Annotated in this window: 14 protein-coding genes; 6 read left to right on the forward strand and 8 right to left on the reverse strand. The window is 58.3% G+C overall.

The genetic code is table 11. The annotated features are described in order from the left end of the window. The first annotated feature begins 182 nt into the window (after window positions 1-182). The 5 genes from OLX72_RS08425 to OLX72_RS08445 are packed head-to-tail and all read left to right on the forward strand — an operon-like array spanning window position 183 to window position 6002. Window positions 183-1187, forward strand: a complete 1005-nt coding sequence (locus OLX72_RS08425; protein ID WP_433990446.1) for a BMP family protein — start codon at window positions 183-185, stop codon at window positions 1185-1187. Continuing rightward, window positions 1188-2738: an ABC transporter ATP-binding protein gene (locus OLX72_RS08430; protein WP_114871611.1), complete on the forward strand. Its 1551-nt coding sequence runs from the start codon at window positions 1188-1190 to the stop codon at window positions 2736-2738. It begins immediately after the preceding gene. Then, window positions 2728-3777, forward strand: a complete 1050-nt coding sequence (locus OLX72_RS08435) for an ABC transporter permease (protein ID WP_114871610.1) — start codon at window positions 2728-2730, stop codon at window positions 3775-3777. The genes OLX72_RS08430 and OLX72_RS08435 overlap by 11 nt, the downstream gene beginning before the upstream one ends. A 3-nt stretch (window positions 3778-3780) precedes the next feature. Further along, complete coding sequence (locus OLX72_RS08440; protein ID WP_114871609.1) at window positions 3781-4725, forward strand: ABC transporter permease; 945 nt, start codon at window positions 3781-3783, stop codon at window positions 4723-4725. Further along, window positions 4725-6002, forward strand: coding sequence for an amidohydrolase family protein (locus OLX72_RS08445; RefSeq protein ID WP_433990266.1), 1278 nt, complete (start codon window positions 4725-4727; stop codon window positions 6000-6002). The genes OLX72_RS08440 and OLX72_RS08445 overlap by 1 nt, the downstream gene beginning before the upstream one ends. Window positions 6003-6008: 6 nt before the next feature. Here OLX72_RS08445 and OLX72_RS08450 read toward each other — a convergent pair whose 3' ends face one another. The 8 genes from OLX72_RS08450 to OLX72_RS08485 all read right to left on the reverse strand — a co-directional run bounded on the left by OLX72_RS08450 (window position 6009) and on the right by OLX72_RS08485 (window position 14909). Beyond that, the gene (locus OLX72_RS08450; RefSeq protein WP_433990267.1) at window positions 6009-7274 is read right to left on the reverse strand and encodes a hypothetical protein; all 1266 of its coding nucleotides are present in this window, start codon (window positions 7272-7274) and stop codon (window positions 6009-6011) included. Then, entirely contained in the window at window positions 7271-8803 is a 1533-nt protein-coding gene (locus OLX72_RS08455; protein WP_433990268.1) for a vWA domain-containing protein, read from the reverse strand. The genes OLX72_RS08450 and OLX72_RS08455 overlap by 4 nt, the downstream gene beginning before the upstream one ends. Continuing rightward, the gene (locus OLX72_RS08460) at window positions 8800-9783 is read right to left on the reverse strand and encodes a VWA domain-containing protein (protein ID WP_433990269.1); all 984 of its coding nucleotides are present in this window, start codon (window positions 9781-9783) and stop codon (window positions 8800-8802) included. The genes OLX72_RS08455 and OLX72_RS08460 overlap by 4 nt, the downstream gene beginning before the upstream one ends. Beyond that, window positions 9780-10259 (reverse strand): DUF4381 domain-containing protein, encoded by a 480-nt coding sequence (locus OLX72_RS08465; protein WP_433990270.1) that lies wholly within the window; start codon window positions 10257-10259, stop codon window positions 9780-9782. The genes OLX72_RS08460 and OLX72_RS08465 overlap by 4 nt, the downstream gene beginning before the upstream one ends. Further along, complete coding sequence (locus OLX72_RS08470; RefSeq protein ID WP_114871604.1) at window positions 10256-11191, reverse strand: DUF58 domain-containing protein; 936 nt, start codon at window positions 11189-11191, stop codon at window positions 10256-10258. Before OLX72_RS08470 ends, OLX72_RS08465 begins: the two co-directional genes overlap by 4 nt. Before the next feature lie 11 nt (window positions 11192-11202). Beyond that, window positions 11203-12189 (reverse strand): AAA family ATPase, encoded by a 987-nt coding sequence (locus OLX72_RS08475; RefSeq protein ID WP_433990271.1) that lies wholly within the window; start codon window positions 12187-12189, stop codon window positions 11203-11205. A gap of 42 nt (window positions 12190-12231) precedes the next feature. Further along, window positions 12232-13200 (reverse strand): HAD family hydrolase, encoded by a 969-nt coding sequence (locus OLX72_RS08480; protein WP_433990272.1) that lies wholly within the window; start codon window positions 13198-13200, stop codon window positions 12232-12234. 119 nt (window positions 13201-13319) lie between these two features. Beyond that, on the reverse strand, window positions 13320-14909 hold the full coding sequence (locus OLX72_RS08485) for an arylsulfatase (protein WP_114871601.1): 1590 nt from the start codon (window positions 14907-14909) through the stop codon (window positions 13320-13322). 165 nt (window positions 14910-15074) lie between these two features. Between OLX72_RS08485 and OLX72_RS08490 the strand changes: the two genes are divergently transcribed. Further along, complete coding sequence (locus OLX72_RS08490; RefSeq protein ID WP_433990273.1) at window positions 15075-15782, forward strand: Crp/Fnr family transcriptional regulator; 708 nt, start codon at window positions 15075-15077, stop codon at window positions 15780-15782. The last annotated feature ends 165 nt before the right edge of the window (window positions 15783-15947 follow it).

Below are 15947 nucleotides of genomic sequence, written 5' to 3' on the forward strand. Positions count from 1 at the left end.
TCTACGTCTCCGGAATTGCTGCACAAAAATTGAACGCTTGCGCCACGCGCCTTGTAAGAGCAATGTTGTTTGCAGCGTTTTTGCCGAGGCTTTGCTTGACTCGGTAAAAATTTTATCAAACGGTAAAAACTTAACAACAACCGGGTGGGACAATGTCAAATTCAAAACAACTCAATTCCAAAATGAACATCACACGCCGTACACTTCTGGGAACAGGCGCAGTTCTTGCCGCTGTTGGTGCTGCCGGTCTGCAATCGCCATTGTTGGCGGCAGAGCCGCTGAAGGTTGCGGGTATCTACACCGTGCCGGTGGAGCAGCAGTGGGTCAGCCGCATTCACAAGGCCGCTGAAACCGCGCAGGCCCGTGGCGATATCAGCTATGTGTTTTCCGAAAATGTCAGCAATACGGATTATGCCCGCGTGATGCGCGAATACGCCGAACAAGGGTACCAGATGATCATCGGCGAAGTGTTCGGTGCCGAGGACGAGGCACGCGAAGTCGCCGCGGACTATCCCGAAATCGCCTTTCTGATGGGATCCAGCTTCAAGGAAGATCCGGCGCTGCACAATTTTGCGGTGTTCGACAACTATATTCAGGATGCCGCGTACCTGTCGGGCATCATCGCCGGATCAATGACCAAATCGAACAATATCGGTATGGTCGGCGGTTTCCCGATCCCCGAAGTGAACCGTCTGATGCATGCTTTCATGGCGGGTGCTGCGGAGATGAACCCTGATATTACATTCCAGGTCAGCTTTATCGGTAGCTGGTTCGATCCGCCCAAAGCCAAGGAAACCGCTTTTGCGATGATCGAAAACGGCGCTGACCTGCTTTATGCAGAACGTTTCGGTGTATCTGATGCGGCGCAGGAAAAGGGCGTTCTGGCCATCGGCAACGTGATCGATACGCAGGCGGATTATCCGGAAACCGTGGTTGCTTCGGCGATCTGGCACTTTGAGCCGACACTGGACAAGGCAATTGCCGAAGCCAAGGCCGGCAAGTTCAAGGCGGCGGACTACGGCGTCTATTCCTTCATGAAAGAGGGTGGCTGTTCGCTGGCACCGCTGGGCACGTTCGAGGGTAAAATCCCGCAAGAGGCACTGAATCTGGTCGAAGAACGCACACAGGCGATCAAGAACGGATCGCACGTGGTCGAGATCAACGACGAAGAACCAAAGTCCAAGTAAGTGAACGAAACCAACACCAAGGCGCAGGTTGTCCTGCGCCTTGACAATATTACCAAATCCTTTGGGTCACTGGTGGCCAATGATGCAATCAGCTTTGATTTGCACAAAGGTGAAGTGATCGCCCTTTTGGGCGAAAACGGTGCCGGCAAAACGACGTTGATGAATATCCTGTTCGGTCAGTACACCGCCGATACTGGCACTGTAGAAGTGTTCGGACACCCCATTCCGCCCGGAAACCCGCGCGCCACGCTGGCGGCGGGCGTGGGCATGGTGCATCAGCATTTCACGCTGGCCGATAACATGACGGTGCTGGAAAACATCGTGCTGGGCACGATGCCGTTGTGGAAACTTGGCTTTGGCCGCGCCGATGCAAGGGCGCGTATTCTGGCACTGGTGGATGATTACGGGCTGAGCGTTGATCCTGATGCGCTGGTCGGGTCGCTGACGGTCGGAGAACGCCAGCGGGTCGAAATCCTGAAAGCGCTTTATCGCGATGCCCGCATTCTTATTCTGGACGAACCGACAGCGGTTCTGACCCCGCAGGAAACCGATGATCTGTTCGCCACGATGCGCAAGGCGGTGGCGCATGGCCTGTCGGTAATCTTTATTTCGCACAAACTGCACGAGGTGGCGGCCATTTCATCAAGGGTTGTGGTTTTGCGCCACGGCAAGCTGGTGGCAGAAGCAATGACAGCGGATACAGACCGTCATACACTGGCAGAAATGATGGTGGGGGCAGAAGTGCCGGCGGCCCAGGTTCAAACCAGCACGCCGGGCAAGGTGTTGTTGCAGCTTGATACCGTTTCAACGCCTGATCGTGGCAGTGCGCCGGGGTTGAAGGCTGTGAACCTTTCGGTGCGCGCGGGGCAGATTATCGGGCTGGCGGGTGTATCCGGCAACGGGCAGGCGGCACTGGCCGATCTGGTGGGCGGGCTGATCCGGCCGGCAGAGGGCGATCTGCATCTGGACGGGGTGGAACCTGTGAACTGGTCACCGCGCAATGCGGTGTCGGCAGGTATCGCGCGTATTCCCGAAGACCGGCACAAGACCGGCACAATTTCCGATTTTGACCTGACGGAAAACGCGATACTGGAACTCTATGCGAAACCGCCCTACAGCCGCAAAGGCTGGATGAACTGGGCGCGCGCGCGCAGTTTCACCGAAAACATCATCAAAACCTATGATGTGCGCTGTCCCGGGCCGGAAACGCGCATTCGCCTGCTATCGGGCGGCAATATGCAAAAGCTTATTCTGGGCCGCGTTCTGGAAACCGAACCGATGATTGTGCTGGCGAACCAGCCGGTGCGCGGTCTGGATATCGGCGCGCTGACCTATGTGCACGAACAGTTGCTGGCCGCGCGGGATCGTGGGGCGGCGGTGATCCTGATTTCCGAGGATCTGGACGAAATCGTCGCGCTGTCGGATGTGATCCACGTGATTTCCGAAGGCCGGCTTTCGCCCGCGTTTGATCGTGGCAGCAAGACAACAACAGAACTGGGGGTCTGGATGGCTGGCCACGGGTTCGAGCAGGGGAACACCCATGCGGCTTGAACCGATCGCGAACCCGGCATTGTCGCGGACTACCGGCCTGCCCGCCGTGGCACTGATCAGCACCGTGATTGTCACATCCCTGCTGGCCATGGTTGCGGGCGCTTCGCCGTTTTCGGTGCTGGGCCTGATATTCAAGGGTGCGTTCGGATCGCAATTTGCGGCCCTTGAAACGCTGAACAGGGCCACGCCGCTGATCTTTACCGGCCTTGCCGTGGCTGTCGCCTTTCGCGCCAAGCTGTGGAACATCGGAGCCGAGGCGCAATTATATGTCGGTGCGGTGGTCACGGTTGTTCTGGGCACCGGGGCACTGCCCTGGGCGTCTGCCGCACTTATTCCGACCATTGCACTGGCTGCGATGGTGGCGGGTGCGATGGTGCTGTTGTTGCCCACCTATCTGAAAACCCGTTTCGGCGTGGACGAGGTTGTGACAACCCTGCTTTTGAACTTTGTAGTTCTGCTGTGGGTGTCGATGCTGCTGGAAGGCGCGTTGAAAGACCCGATGGCGATGGGCTGGCCCAAATCGCAAAAACTTCTGGCCGAGGCGCGATTGCCCCGCATTGTCGAAGGTTTGCGCCTGCACTGGGGTTTTGGCCTTGCGCTGATTTCGGCCCTGATCATCTGGGTCGTGCAAACGCGCACGACGCTGGGATATGAAATGCGCGCGGTCGGCCAGAACAAGGATGCGGCGCGCTTTGCCGGTATTCCGGTCAATCTGGTACTGATCAAAACGGCGTTGCTGTCAGGCGGGCTGGCGGCGCTGGCAGGATTTTCCGAAGTGGCGGGCCTTAAGGGCAGCCTGACTTTGGATCTGTCTCCGGGGTTTGGTTATACCGGTATTATTGTCGCGATGCTGGCGCTGCTTAATCCGTTGGGCGTTGTTGTTGCCGCGCTGTTCGTTGCGGGTATTTTTGTGGGCGCCGACAGCATGAGCAGGGCAGTGGGCGTGCCGACCTATCTGGCTGACATCATGCTGGCCACGGCGCTGTTAATGATGGTGCTGGCAATCATGCTGACACGGTTCCGGATCAGGTGGGATTAGGCGATGGACATCATTGATATCCTGTTATCCGCCAGTTTCTGGGCCGCTGCGATCCGCATCGCCAGCCCGCTGATCTTTGCCGCGCTGGGTGAATTGATCTGTGAACGCGCGGGTGTGCTGAACCTTGGGATCGAAGGCATCATGGTGGTGGGCGCCTTTGTCGGCTGGATGACGGTCTATCTGGGGGGCGGTCTGTGGGTCGGGGTATGTGCCGCGATGCTGGCGGGTATGTTGTTCGGGTTGCTGCATGGCACGCTGACGGTGCCCTTTGGGCTGTCACAGCATGTCGTGGGCCTTGGCATTACCTTGCTGGCCACGTCGCTGACCTATTTCTGCTACCGTCTGGCCCTCCCCGAGGTGACATCCCCGCCCAAGATCGAAGCATTTCAGCCATTGCCGATCCCTGTGTTGTCCGACATTCCGCTGATTGGCCCGGCGCTGTTCAACCAGACGCCGCTGACCTATCTGGCCTTTGTGCTGGTGGTGGTTGTCTCGGTCGTTTTGTATCGTACGCCACTGGGCCTTGCCCTGCGCGCGGCAGGCGAAAACCCTTCGGCCGTGGCGGCGCAGGGGCTGTCGGTTACGGGCATTCGGATGGGGGCCGTGATGGTGGGCAGCGGGTTGATGGCCGTGGGTGGTGCATTTCTGACCATGTCGGCGTTCAATTCGTTCTTTTTCGAAATGGTCAACGGGCGGGGCTGGATCTGTATCGCGCTGGTGGTGTTCGGATCGTGGAAGCCGGGAAAAACGCTGATCGGGGCGATCCTGTTTGCGGCTTTTGACGCGTTGCAGATCAGGGTGCAGCAAACGCCGCTGGGGGCCGATGTGCCCTATCAGATATTCCTGATGATGCCCTATATCCTTTCGATCCTTGCGCTGGTGATCATGTCGCGCCGCGCCGAGGTGCCAGCCGCATTGATGGTGCCGTTCAACAAGGGAGAACGCTGATGTTTGATCTGATTGTCAAAGGCGGCACGCTGCCGGACGGGCGTGTGGCCGATATCGGGATCGCGGGCGGCAAGATCACCGCGATCGACAAGATCGAAGCCGAAGCAGGCGAAGTGATCGACGCCAGTGGCGATCTGGTCAGCCCGCCCTTTGTCGATCCGCATTTCCATATGGACGCAACGCTTTCCTATGGCACGCCGCGCATCAACGCATCCGGCACCCTGCTGGAAGGGATCGGTCTGTGGGGCGAGTTGAAACAGGTGATGACACCGGACGAGGTGCGCGACCGTGCACTGGCCTATTGTGACTGGGCGGTTTCGATGGGTCTGCTTGCGATCCGCAGCCATGTGGACACTTGCGATGACACTCTGACCGGAGTTGAGGTGTTGCTGGACGTGAAAAAGCAGGTGGCGGACTATATCGATCTGCAACTGGTCGCGTTCCCGCAGGACGGGCTCTTTCGCGATCCGACAGCGTTGCAAAACACCGTGCGCGCCCTGGATATGGGCGTGGATGTGGTGGGCGGCATCCCGCATTTCGAACGCACGATGGCGGATGGGGCCGCATCGGTGACGGCGCTGTGTAAAATGGCGGCAAAGCGCGGACTGATGGTGGACATGCATTGCGACGAAACAGATGATCCGATGTCGCGCCATATCGAAACACTGGCTTACGAAACCCAGCGCCTTGGTTTGCAGGGCAGGGTGGCCGGATCACACCTGACGTCGATGCATTCGATGGACAATTACTATGTCTCGAAACTGTTGTCGCTGATGGCCGAGGCACAGGTGGCCGCCATTCCAAACCCTCTGATCAACATCATGTTGCAGGGCCGGCATGATACGTTCCCCAAACGCCGCGGGCTGACGCGGGTCAAGGAAATGCTGGCGATGGGCATCACTGTCGGCTGGGGGCAGGATTGCGTGATGGACCCGTGGTACAGCCTAGGCACGGCCGACATGCTGGATGTGGCGTTCATGGGGTTGCACGTGGCCCAGATGTCCAGCCCGGATGAGATGCGCCAGTGTTTCGAGATGGTCACGCATTCTAATGCGCAGATCATGGGGCTTGACGATTACGGCCTGCATGTGGGCGCCAAGGCTTCGCTTGTGGTGCTGGATGCCGGCAACCCGATTGAGGCGGTGCGTCTGCGCCCTGACCGGCTGTGCGTGATCGCCAAGGGCAAAGTGGTGTCACGCAAGCAGCGCAACAATGCGCGCCTTTCGGTTGACGGGCGACCCGATCATGTGCGGCGCAGACACGCGGCCCATTCCTAGGACGGGTCAGAACGGGTTGAGTGCGGGCAGGGATGACGCCTGATCATTCGACAATGCTGCCTGTTCGGCCTTGCGCGCGGCCTCAACCGCGCAGCCCAGTTCAGCCCACGCAGCTTTGACATCCGGTTTGGTGCCGGAGCCGAACTGCGCAGCGGTGATCGACAACAGGGCCGTATCGATGGCGGTTTGCGCCACGGCTGATCGGGGGGGCATCCGGTGCCGCCAGATTTCCAGCCAGCGCAAGGTTTCGTTCAGATTGTGATGCCCGATGGCTTTGCGCAGGTTTTGATGGGCGTAAGCCTCGCTTGCCTTGCGTTCGGATTTGCGGCGCGCACGTCGCTGGCGAAGCACAGGCCACAAGAACCGCCACATGGCCCAGCCCACGATCGCCCCGCCGACCCCCAAGGCCATCCACATCAGGATCAGCGCGGGATCTGCTTCGCGTTTTGGCGTGGGGCCTGGCTCTATTTCAAAGCTCGCACCGTCCAGTTCCACGGTTTCCACCTGGTTTGAAGACAGATTGAACCACTCCAGCTGCAAGACCGGCAAGCTGACTGGCCCTGCCTGCGTGGCAATATAGGATATCTGTTCCGTGCGCGTGCCCGACAAAACCCCGCGATCAACGGCTTCGGTGACTTTGGGATCTTGCGGATATCCCCGCAGATTTTCAGTTTCAGTTTCAGTTTCGACCAGCAAAGGCGGAAGAAACAAGGGTGATGTGCCTTCGACGCTGATTTCAAGCTGTCTGGTGATCGCATCCCCGACCTTGATCGGCCCGTCCGCTGCGGTGATGGATTGGGTGATCTCCAGGTCCTTGGCAAGAATGACGGGATCAAGCCCCCTGGCCCCCTCGGGAATGGTTGACGTGAACGCAAAAGCGGGTGTGGAAAGCGTTTTCGTGACGGGCGTTACGCCGTCGTCATCTTGATATACAATTGTCAGGTCAGAGGCGGGCAACTGGAATGTGCCCTCGATCATGGGATAGATCGTATAGGTGCGGATCACGCCCGACCATGTTTCCCCGTCGATGGTTTCGCTGGTCGGGTTGGTGGCGCGCCCGTTCAGCCTGACCATCAGGTTGGGCGCTTCGAAGGATGGAAAGGCGGGCGGGGACGGCATGAAGGTCGGCACCAGCACCTTTAGCCGTACGATCAGGGGCTGGCCCAAAAGAACCGTGTCTTCCTGTGCGCTGAATTCGATCTTGGGATCTTGTGCAGCCGCGGGCAGGGCCAGTGCAAGCGCAAGGCACAGGGTGATCACAAACCGGATCATTCCGCCACCTGCGAATTTTCAATCAGAAAGCGGGATTTCAGAAAGTCACCTACATCCGTATCAACTGAGCGCATCCATTCATCTGCCGTTTGCAGGCCACCGCCTTCTTTTTCGGATTCGATCTGGGTTTCCGCACCCATCCCGCTTTCATTGTCAAAGACGATCTCGTCCGCGCCGATACCGGCCTCTTCGCCGGTGTCGGATTGCGCCTGTGTTTCTTCGACCAGCTTCACCATTGCGGTTGCGACTTCCAGATTGTGGCGGGCGGCGTCGAAATCCGGTTGCAGTTCCAGCGCCCGTTCAAAGGCGCGCATGCCCGGGCGGTACTGGCGGTTGCGCAGGCGGGCCATGCCTTCGCCAAAGGCGGCGTCGGCCCCCTCCATCGCGGCATAGCTTTCGGCCGCGGCCTCGTACTGGCCGTCTTTGAACTGGGCATATGCGCGCCATTGCGGATCCTGAAACAGGTCGGCGGCCGCCTTGAAATCCTTGTCGTCAAAGGCCAGACGCCCCTGTTGATCCGGTGTCCAGAACCAGCTTTTCCAGCCATCTGCACGGGCGGCATTGGGCGTGTTCAGGCCCACAACCAGCCCGATCAGAACAGCCCACCGCATCGTCCACCCTTTGCGGAACCACAGCAAAAGCAACAGCGCAGCAGGCCATCCCAAAAGCCATCCCCTGTCATTCCAGGTCTGCGTTTCATCGTCCAGCAGCGCCTTGCGGTAGGCGGACAATATGCGCCGCTCGATCCGGTCAAGATCGCTGTCATCCGCACTTAGCCGCACGGTTGATGCATTCGGGACAGTTTCCAGCTGCGGGAGCACAACGCTGTCGGGTGCAATCACGAAAAAGACAACGGGTGGCCGTGCGTCGGCTTCATTCGCGAACGCGGCGCTGTCGGCTTGGGTGAAATCATCCAGCACAAACAGAATAGCGCCAGGCGTCTGGGTGCGTTCCAGTTCGGCCACCGCCTTGGTCAGGGCTGCCGCCGCATCGGCGCCGTCCTTGGGCATCACTTCGGGGGAAAGCCCCTGCATGTAAGAGCGCAGGATATTCGGATCGGTTGTCAGGGGGGCGACGCGATGTGCCGTCCCTGCGTAGGCGATCAGGGCGGTTTCCGCACCTGCCCGCCGCGCCACGAGATCAAGGATTTTGAATTGCGCGCGGTCCAGTCGGGTGGGCTGAACATCGTTTGCTTCCATCGATGGCGTCACCTTGATCGCGACAGCCAGCGGGGCCGTTTGTGCAAGCAGCGGATTTGGCAACCGGCCCCATGTCGGCCCGGCGGCCGCCAGCGCCAGAAGCACCAGAAACGCAGCGACACCGTCGATGGGATAAAACCGTTGCCTGCCCTGTCCGCCCACTGTCAATGCCTTGGCCAGATGCGCAGGAAACCCTTTGGTCAATGCCGCCTGCTGATCCGCTTTCGGGCGGATCCGCCACCATAACAGGGCAGCCAAAGGCACGGTGATCAACCACCACGGCCGGATGAAATGAAAAACGCCAAGCCAGTATGTGATATCTTCCATCATGCGCGCCGCCCCGGACGGGTCAGATGCAAGAACGCCAGAACCACAAGGCCAATCACAAGGGCAAGCGACAGCGGGATAAATCCGATCTGGTCGCGGGGCTGAAAGGTCTGGGTGTCGGTGACGCGCGGATTACTTTCATCAATCCGGTCGTATATTTCGGCCAATCCCTGTTCATCATCGGCGTAATAGAACGATCCTGATGCACGGGTTGCGATGTCTTCCAGCGCGTCCAGATCAAGCCGTTCTTCGCCGCTGCCTTCCGGGTCGCCGACCCCTATCGTGTAAATCGTCACGCCCGCCTGTGCGGCAATCTCGGCCGCGTTTACGGGGCTCATCATGCTGCTGGTGTCGGCACCGTCACTAAGCAGGATCAGCAGGCGCTGGTCCACTTCGCTGGTTTCAAAGGTGCGGATGGACAGGCCAATGGCATCGCCGATGGCCGTATTCGGCCCCGCCATGCCGACCTGTGTCTGGTTCAGCAATTCCGACACGCTGTCCAGATCTTCGGTAAACGGTGTCTGAACATAGGCTTTTGCGCCAAACACGATCAGGCTGATCCGATCGCCTTCCCGATCGGCGATAAATCCAGCGATCACATCCTTGACCGCTTGCAGCCGTTGTTTGCGCGTGCCGTCGGGCGCTTCCATATCGCGGTCATCCATGGACCCTGAAATATCGACGGCCAATATCAGATCCCGTGCCGATTTTTCGATTGTTACAGGATCACCCAGACGTTCCGGCCGTGCCAGAGCCGTGACCAGAAGAATCCAGCACAGGATGGTGGTCAACATCTGCAATCTCGACCGTGGCAGAACCAACGCGCCCTGTGACACCGCGCTTTGCGTGGCGCTGGTGACCTGGCGAAAGAACGGCACGCGCAACGCTGTGGTGCGTTCCTTGTGCGGTGGGGCCAACCACCATACCAACAGGGGAAGCGGTAATAGGCAGAACGCCCAGACAAAGCCAAAGGTCAGCATCATGGCACTGTTCCCTTGGTCGTATGCGATTTGATCCAGCGGCGCGCCGATGCGGCCAGATCCGTATCCGGTGCGGTCGCTGTGTAAGGCGCATTCAGCAGTGTTTGCCCGGCATCGGTTCGGGACAGTTTGATATCTGGACAGGTCGCATCCAGAAACCCTAGCCAGTCGTCACCGATCAGGCCCGCCACCCTGTCGCGCGGGTACGCGGCAATTGCGGTCCGTCGCAGGATATGTGCAATCATTGCCGGATTGTCGCCGGCATCTTGCAGTGCGGCAAGCGCTGCGCGGCGATAGGCGTTGGCGCGGTATCGCCGCCGCCACAGGGCAATAGCAACGATACCGGCGGCTGTGATGACGGCGGCCAAAATCAACCATCCTGCCGTTTGCGGCGTCAGCGGCACCTGCGGCGGCGGCGTGATCGGGATCAGCTGATCATAAAGTTCGGTCAGGCCGAGTTTTGAAAGATCCTCGCTCATGTCGGTTTGCGTCTTGCGCCCATCAACGCAAGTATCTGCGGCAGGGTTTCCGCCGCCGCCGTCAGGGGCAGAACTGGAATGCCATATTTCTGCGAAATCTCCAGCAAGGTCTTTAGCCGGGCCGAAGCAAAATCCTGCAGCTTTTTGCGTGTCTGGTCTGATCCGATGGCCAGTTGCGCCTGTAACTGACCGTCGGACACAACGATATCCAGATCCTTGGGCATATCGTCGGCGATGGGATCGGTGACGGTAAACAGAATCACGTCATTATGCTGGGCAAGGGCGCGCAGTATTTTTTCTGTCGTGGCGTCCATGCCGTCGAAATCGCTGAACACCAGAACAAGCCCCTTTGTCTTGGCGATGCGCGATGCAGCGGCCAGCGGCTGGTTCAATAGCATGGATTGCGCGGGAATATGATCTGCCGATAACGCCGAATTTGCTGACGCCACCGACGCCAGAAACCGGTTCAGCGCTTTCAGGCTGGACTGTGGCCGGTGTTCGATCACGGATTCATCATTGAATACGATGCCGCCCACACGATCGCCCTGTTCACGAATGGCAAAGGCGGCCAGCGCGGCGGCTTCGGCGGCGGTGACGGATTTCATGTTCCGCTTGCTGCCAAAAAACATCGACATCCGCTGATCCACGATCAGAAGCGCGGGTCTGTCCCGTTCTTCGGTGTAGACGCGCACATAGGGTTCTCGCGCCCGCGCCGTGACCTTCCAGTCAATCGTGCGGACATCATCGCCGATACTGTAATGCCGCAGTTCTTCGAAATTCAGGCCGCGCCCTTTCAGACGCGAGGCATGGCGCCCGTTCAGGATACTGTCGACCGGTTGACCCGGCAGAAAACTGATGTGGCGCGCCATCAGTTTCAGCGCCTGAAGATGTGCCAGATCAACATGGATGCGAGGGTCGGCGAGATCGGCCATTGGCGTTCCCCTTACGGCAGTGCGACCAATTCGATCAGGGTATCGATGATGTCGTCCGCGCTTACCCCTTCGCCCTGCGCCTCGAATGTCAGTGTCAATCGATGCCGTAACACGTCATGGGCAATGGCCCGCACATCTGCCGGATCGACATAGTCGCGCCCCGACAGCCAGGCATGTGCCCGTCCGCATTTGTCCAGCGCAAGCGATGCGCGCGGGCTGGAGCCAACTTCGATCCAGCGGGCCAGATCGTCGCTCAGCGCCTTGGGGGTGCGTGTGCCGTAGACCAGATCGGCCATATACCTGTCCATTGCGTCCGACACCGTCACAGCGCCGATTTCAGTGCGGGCATCAAACACCGCCTGTTGCGGGATCGGCGCCGGCCCTTCTTTGTTGGTCTTTGATTTGGGGGCGTTTGCCGCCGCATCCTCGGCGCGCACCAGACGGATGACTTCAACCTCGTCCTCGACTGGGGGGTAATCAACGCGCACATGCATCAGAAACCGGTCCATCTGCGCTTCGGGCAGGGGATAGGTGCCTTCCTGTTCGATCGGGTTTTGCGTGGCCATCACAATGAACAGGGGCGGCATCTTGTGCGTTGTCCCCGCAACTGTCACCTGCCGTTCCTCCATCGCTTCCAACAGGGCGGCCTGCACTTTGGCCGGGGCGCGGTTAATCTCGTCGGCCAGAACGATATTGGCAAAAATCGGCCCCGCCTCGAACCGGAATTCCGCGCCGGTATCCGACTGGTGATACACTTCGGTTCCCGTGACATCAGAGGGCAGCAGATCGGGCGTGAACTGGATGCGGCTGAAATCAGCTTCGAGGTTTTGCGACATGGCCTTGACCGCGCGGGTTTTCGCAAGGCCGGGCAGGCCTTCGATCAACAGGTTGCCATTGGCCAAAAGCCCGATCACCAGCCGTTCGATAACATCCTTCTGGCCGATGATGGATTGCGCCATGCGCTCTTGCAAGGCGCTGATCTGTTCACGTGCCGACATTGCTGTTCACCCTGTTTGTTTTCTACGCTGTCTAAGCCTGTTTCAGGGCCAGACACGCGCCCAGTCATTTGCCATGTCCACAATCAGCCATCCGCGGTCGGGGCCTTCGTCCAGTCCGCGTACAAGTGTGCCGATATGGCTGTCGCGGTCATAGGCAACTTCGCGTTCGGCGTCGGTGTGGTGAACGATCAGGCCAAAGCGCGGGCCTTCGCCGCTTGTCGCCCATTCCAGCATGGCGAAATCGCCATCAGAATTGCCACCCACGAAGATCGGGCGTTTGCCGATCTTGGCGTCGATCCCGACAGGTTTGCCTTCCTTGTCGTCGATAAATGCAATGCCGGGCGTTTTCACGACAGTCGGAACGCCATCAATCACCTGATAGCTTGAGTTGAGCGCGCTTCCGATCACCTGGGATGGCGGAATGTTATACGCTTCTTCCGCAAAGGCGCGCATGAAGTGAACGCCACCGCCAGAAACGATGTAGGTCGAAAATCCTTCGTCGCGCAGATACCGCAACAGTTCGAGCATGGGTTGATAAAGCATTTCGTCGTAGGGGCGGCCTGTTGTCGGATGGCGTGCCGTATCAAGCCATGCAAGAACATCTGCCTGAAAGTCATCGACAGACATACCCGAATGCGATGCATCGATGATTTCAAGCAATCCCTTTTCACCACCCGCCATGATGCCGTCCATATCGCCCGCCGCCGCCGCCTTCAGAACATCTGACGTCAGAATATCGGGGTTGTCTGCTGCCATGCGCGCAACGCGATCAATGGCATAGATCAGTTGGAAATAGACCGGTTGTTCGCTCCACAATGTGCCGTCGTTGTCGAATACGGCAATTCTGTCGTCCGGTCTGACATAGGTGTCCAGGGACGGGTCTGTCACGTCATCGACAAAGTTTATGATACGCGATTTGGCATCGGTTTCGTTCCAGGATGGCAGGGGGTCGGCGATAACCGGGGCTGCACACAGGGAAGCAACCAGTGCAAGACTGAAGCTCAAACGCATCGAAACTCTCCTCGGGAATAACAAATCTGGATCAATTGTACCGGAGACACTACTGGCAAAAAGCGGCGTTGCGCGGACAAGGTACCGCGCAACGCCATGTCATGTAAAAGCGACAGATCTTACGGCGTACCTGGCGGGGTCGACAGTTTCTCCATCACCTTGTCGAGGCTGAAGCTGGCTGCTTCCTGACGGGGCGGATATTCCTTGAAGGTTTCAAGGAATTGCGCCACGTAAGCCTGCGCCGGTACGAGCATGTAGGCGCGATCCAACATCCAGTCATAATAGGTGTTTGACGTGCGATAGCCGCGTTCATAGGGATCACGTCGCAGGTTGAAGATCAGCGGTGTGCGCAATGGCGTCAACGGCTCGATCCAGGCGCGGAATGTCGCCCATTCCTTCTGCTCAAGGAAGGTGATCTTCCAGTCACGATACCGGAGCGCGGCAAGGTCGCCATCGTCGGTAAAGTAGAAGATCTCGTTACGTCCGCTTTCCTTGGTTTCTCCGGTCAGCATCGGCAGAAGGTTGTAGCCGTCCAGATGCACGCGGTAATCGCGCCCGCCACCCACTTCGGCGACTGTGATACCTTCCAAAAGGTCTTCCTTGACTGTTTCATTGCCTGCGGCGGCAAGAAATGTCGGCAACCAGTCCATGTGATGCACGATTTCATTGCTGACCGATCCTTCGGCAATCTTTCCGGGCCAGCGCACCATGGCAGGCACACGCCATGCGCCTTCCCACTGGGTGTTCTTTTCACCCCAGAACGGTGTCATGCCGGCGTCAGGCCACGTGTTCATGTGTGGGCCGTTGTCGGTCGAATAGAACACGATCGTGTTGTCGGCGATGCCCAGTTCATCAAGAGTGTCGAGGAAATTGCCGATATCCATGTCATGTTCGATCATGCCAGCGGTGTATTCATCCACCTTTTTGCCAACGATGTCGTCGGCGATTTTCCGGTTTTCGTCGCTGACATGGGTGCGGAAGTGCATCCGTGTGCCCGACCACCAGACAAACCAAGGCTTGCCCTGTTCCTCGTTGCGCTTGATGAAGTCGATGGCTGCGGCTGCTGTTTCGTCATCCACGGTTTCCATCCGCTTTTTGGTCAGCGGTCCGGTGTCTTCAATTGTGCCATCGGATGAGGACTTGATCACTCCGCGCGGACCAAAACGGTCACGGAAGGTCGAGCCATCGGGCATAATCATGTCGCCGGGATAATCTTCGTTCTCGGGCTCTTCCTCGGCGTTCAGGTGGTAGAGGTTGCCCAAGAACTCATCAAACCCGTGGTTCGTCGGAAGGTGTTCATCCTTGTCGCCAAGGTGGTTCTTGCCAAACTGGCCGGTGGCGTAACCTTGCGCCTTGAGAAGGCCGGCAATCGTAGGGTCTTCGATCTGCATGCCCTCGTCAGCGCCGGGCAGGCCGACCTTGGACAGACCGGTGCGGAACACCGACTGGCCCATGATGAACGATGACCGTCCGGCGGTACAGGACTGTTCACCATAATAGTCGGTGAAAAGCATGCCTTCGTTGGCGATTCGATCAATGTTCGGCGTGTTGTATCCCATCATGCCGCGTGTATAGGCCGAGATGTTGGACTGGCCGACGTCATCGCCCCAGATCACAAGGATGTTGGGTTTTTCGTCCTGCGCCCAGGCGGGTGCCGCGATTGCAACGGCGCAGGACAGCACCGCCAATCGTTTTAAGGTTGACCGCATGAACGCGGTTCCGGGTAGGTGATGTCGCATCGCTAAAATGCCTCTCTGGTTGGTGTTGAAATCAAATCACTACATTAAGTTTGATGTCGGTTTCGCAAATGCCACACTGGCAATTTGACCGAATACCTTATTGTTAAACATAATCGGATTTGACAAAATAATCATATGACAGTTTTGGAAAGAAAAAGATCACGACCGGCCAGTCGCAGTGTTCTGGAGGGTTTTTCAAGAAGTGGCTGGCTGGCCGGTCGCTCTGAAAACGCCCGCCGGTTGATCCTGTCCTGCGGACGGGTGCGCCGTTACGAAGAAGGCGAAACCATCTATCACATCGGTGATCCGCCAGAGGGTCTTTACGGATTGATCAAGGGTGGTGTGATCGTAACGATTCCCAATGACGCAGGTACCGATTTTGCGGCGTATCAATCCACCAACGGATTCTGGATCGGTGATCTTGCTCTTTTCGCGGATCAGGTGCGTCTGGTGTCTGTCGTGGCGTCGGAAGACACAGAGGTTCTGTTTCTGTCAAGCCGAAGAATACAGAAGCTGGTTGGCGAACACCCCGAACTGATCCAGGATTTCTATGCGCTAAGCCATGTCAACATGGCTATCGCCCTGCGCCTGCTGGCCAACATGGCCATTCTGGACACAAAAAAACGAATGGCGGCGTGGCTGCTGTTTTCAAATGATGGGCTAGGTGGAAACGAAACCTGGATTCCCACGTCGCAGGAACGTCTTGCCGCGATGATTGCCGTGTCGGTTCCCACGGCGCAGAGATTGCTGAAATCGCTTGCCGGGCTGAACCTGGTCGAGATCGGCTATCGCCGTCTGCGCGTCAGGGACCGCGCCGCATTGGCGGAATACTTGCGATCCTGATCCATCGCCGTGACGGGTTCGAATGCTTCTTTGCCCTATCACGCAGGCGCGACAAATAGGGGCGGCCACTGCGCTAGACTTGCCGCGGGTGCCGTGCCAGTCTCTTACAGGTTGTCGCCTATCACGTTGGTCAGATCCTTGATAAAAAGTTGCTTTTCCCAAAAT

Source organism: Sulfitobacter sp. TBRI5, assembly GCF_051013555.1.
In the GTDB taxonomy this organism is placed as follows: domain Bacteria; phylum Pseudomonadota; class Alphaproteobacteria; order Rhodobacterales; family Rhodobacteraceae; genus JL08.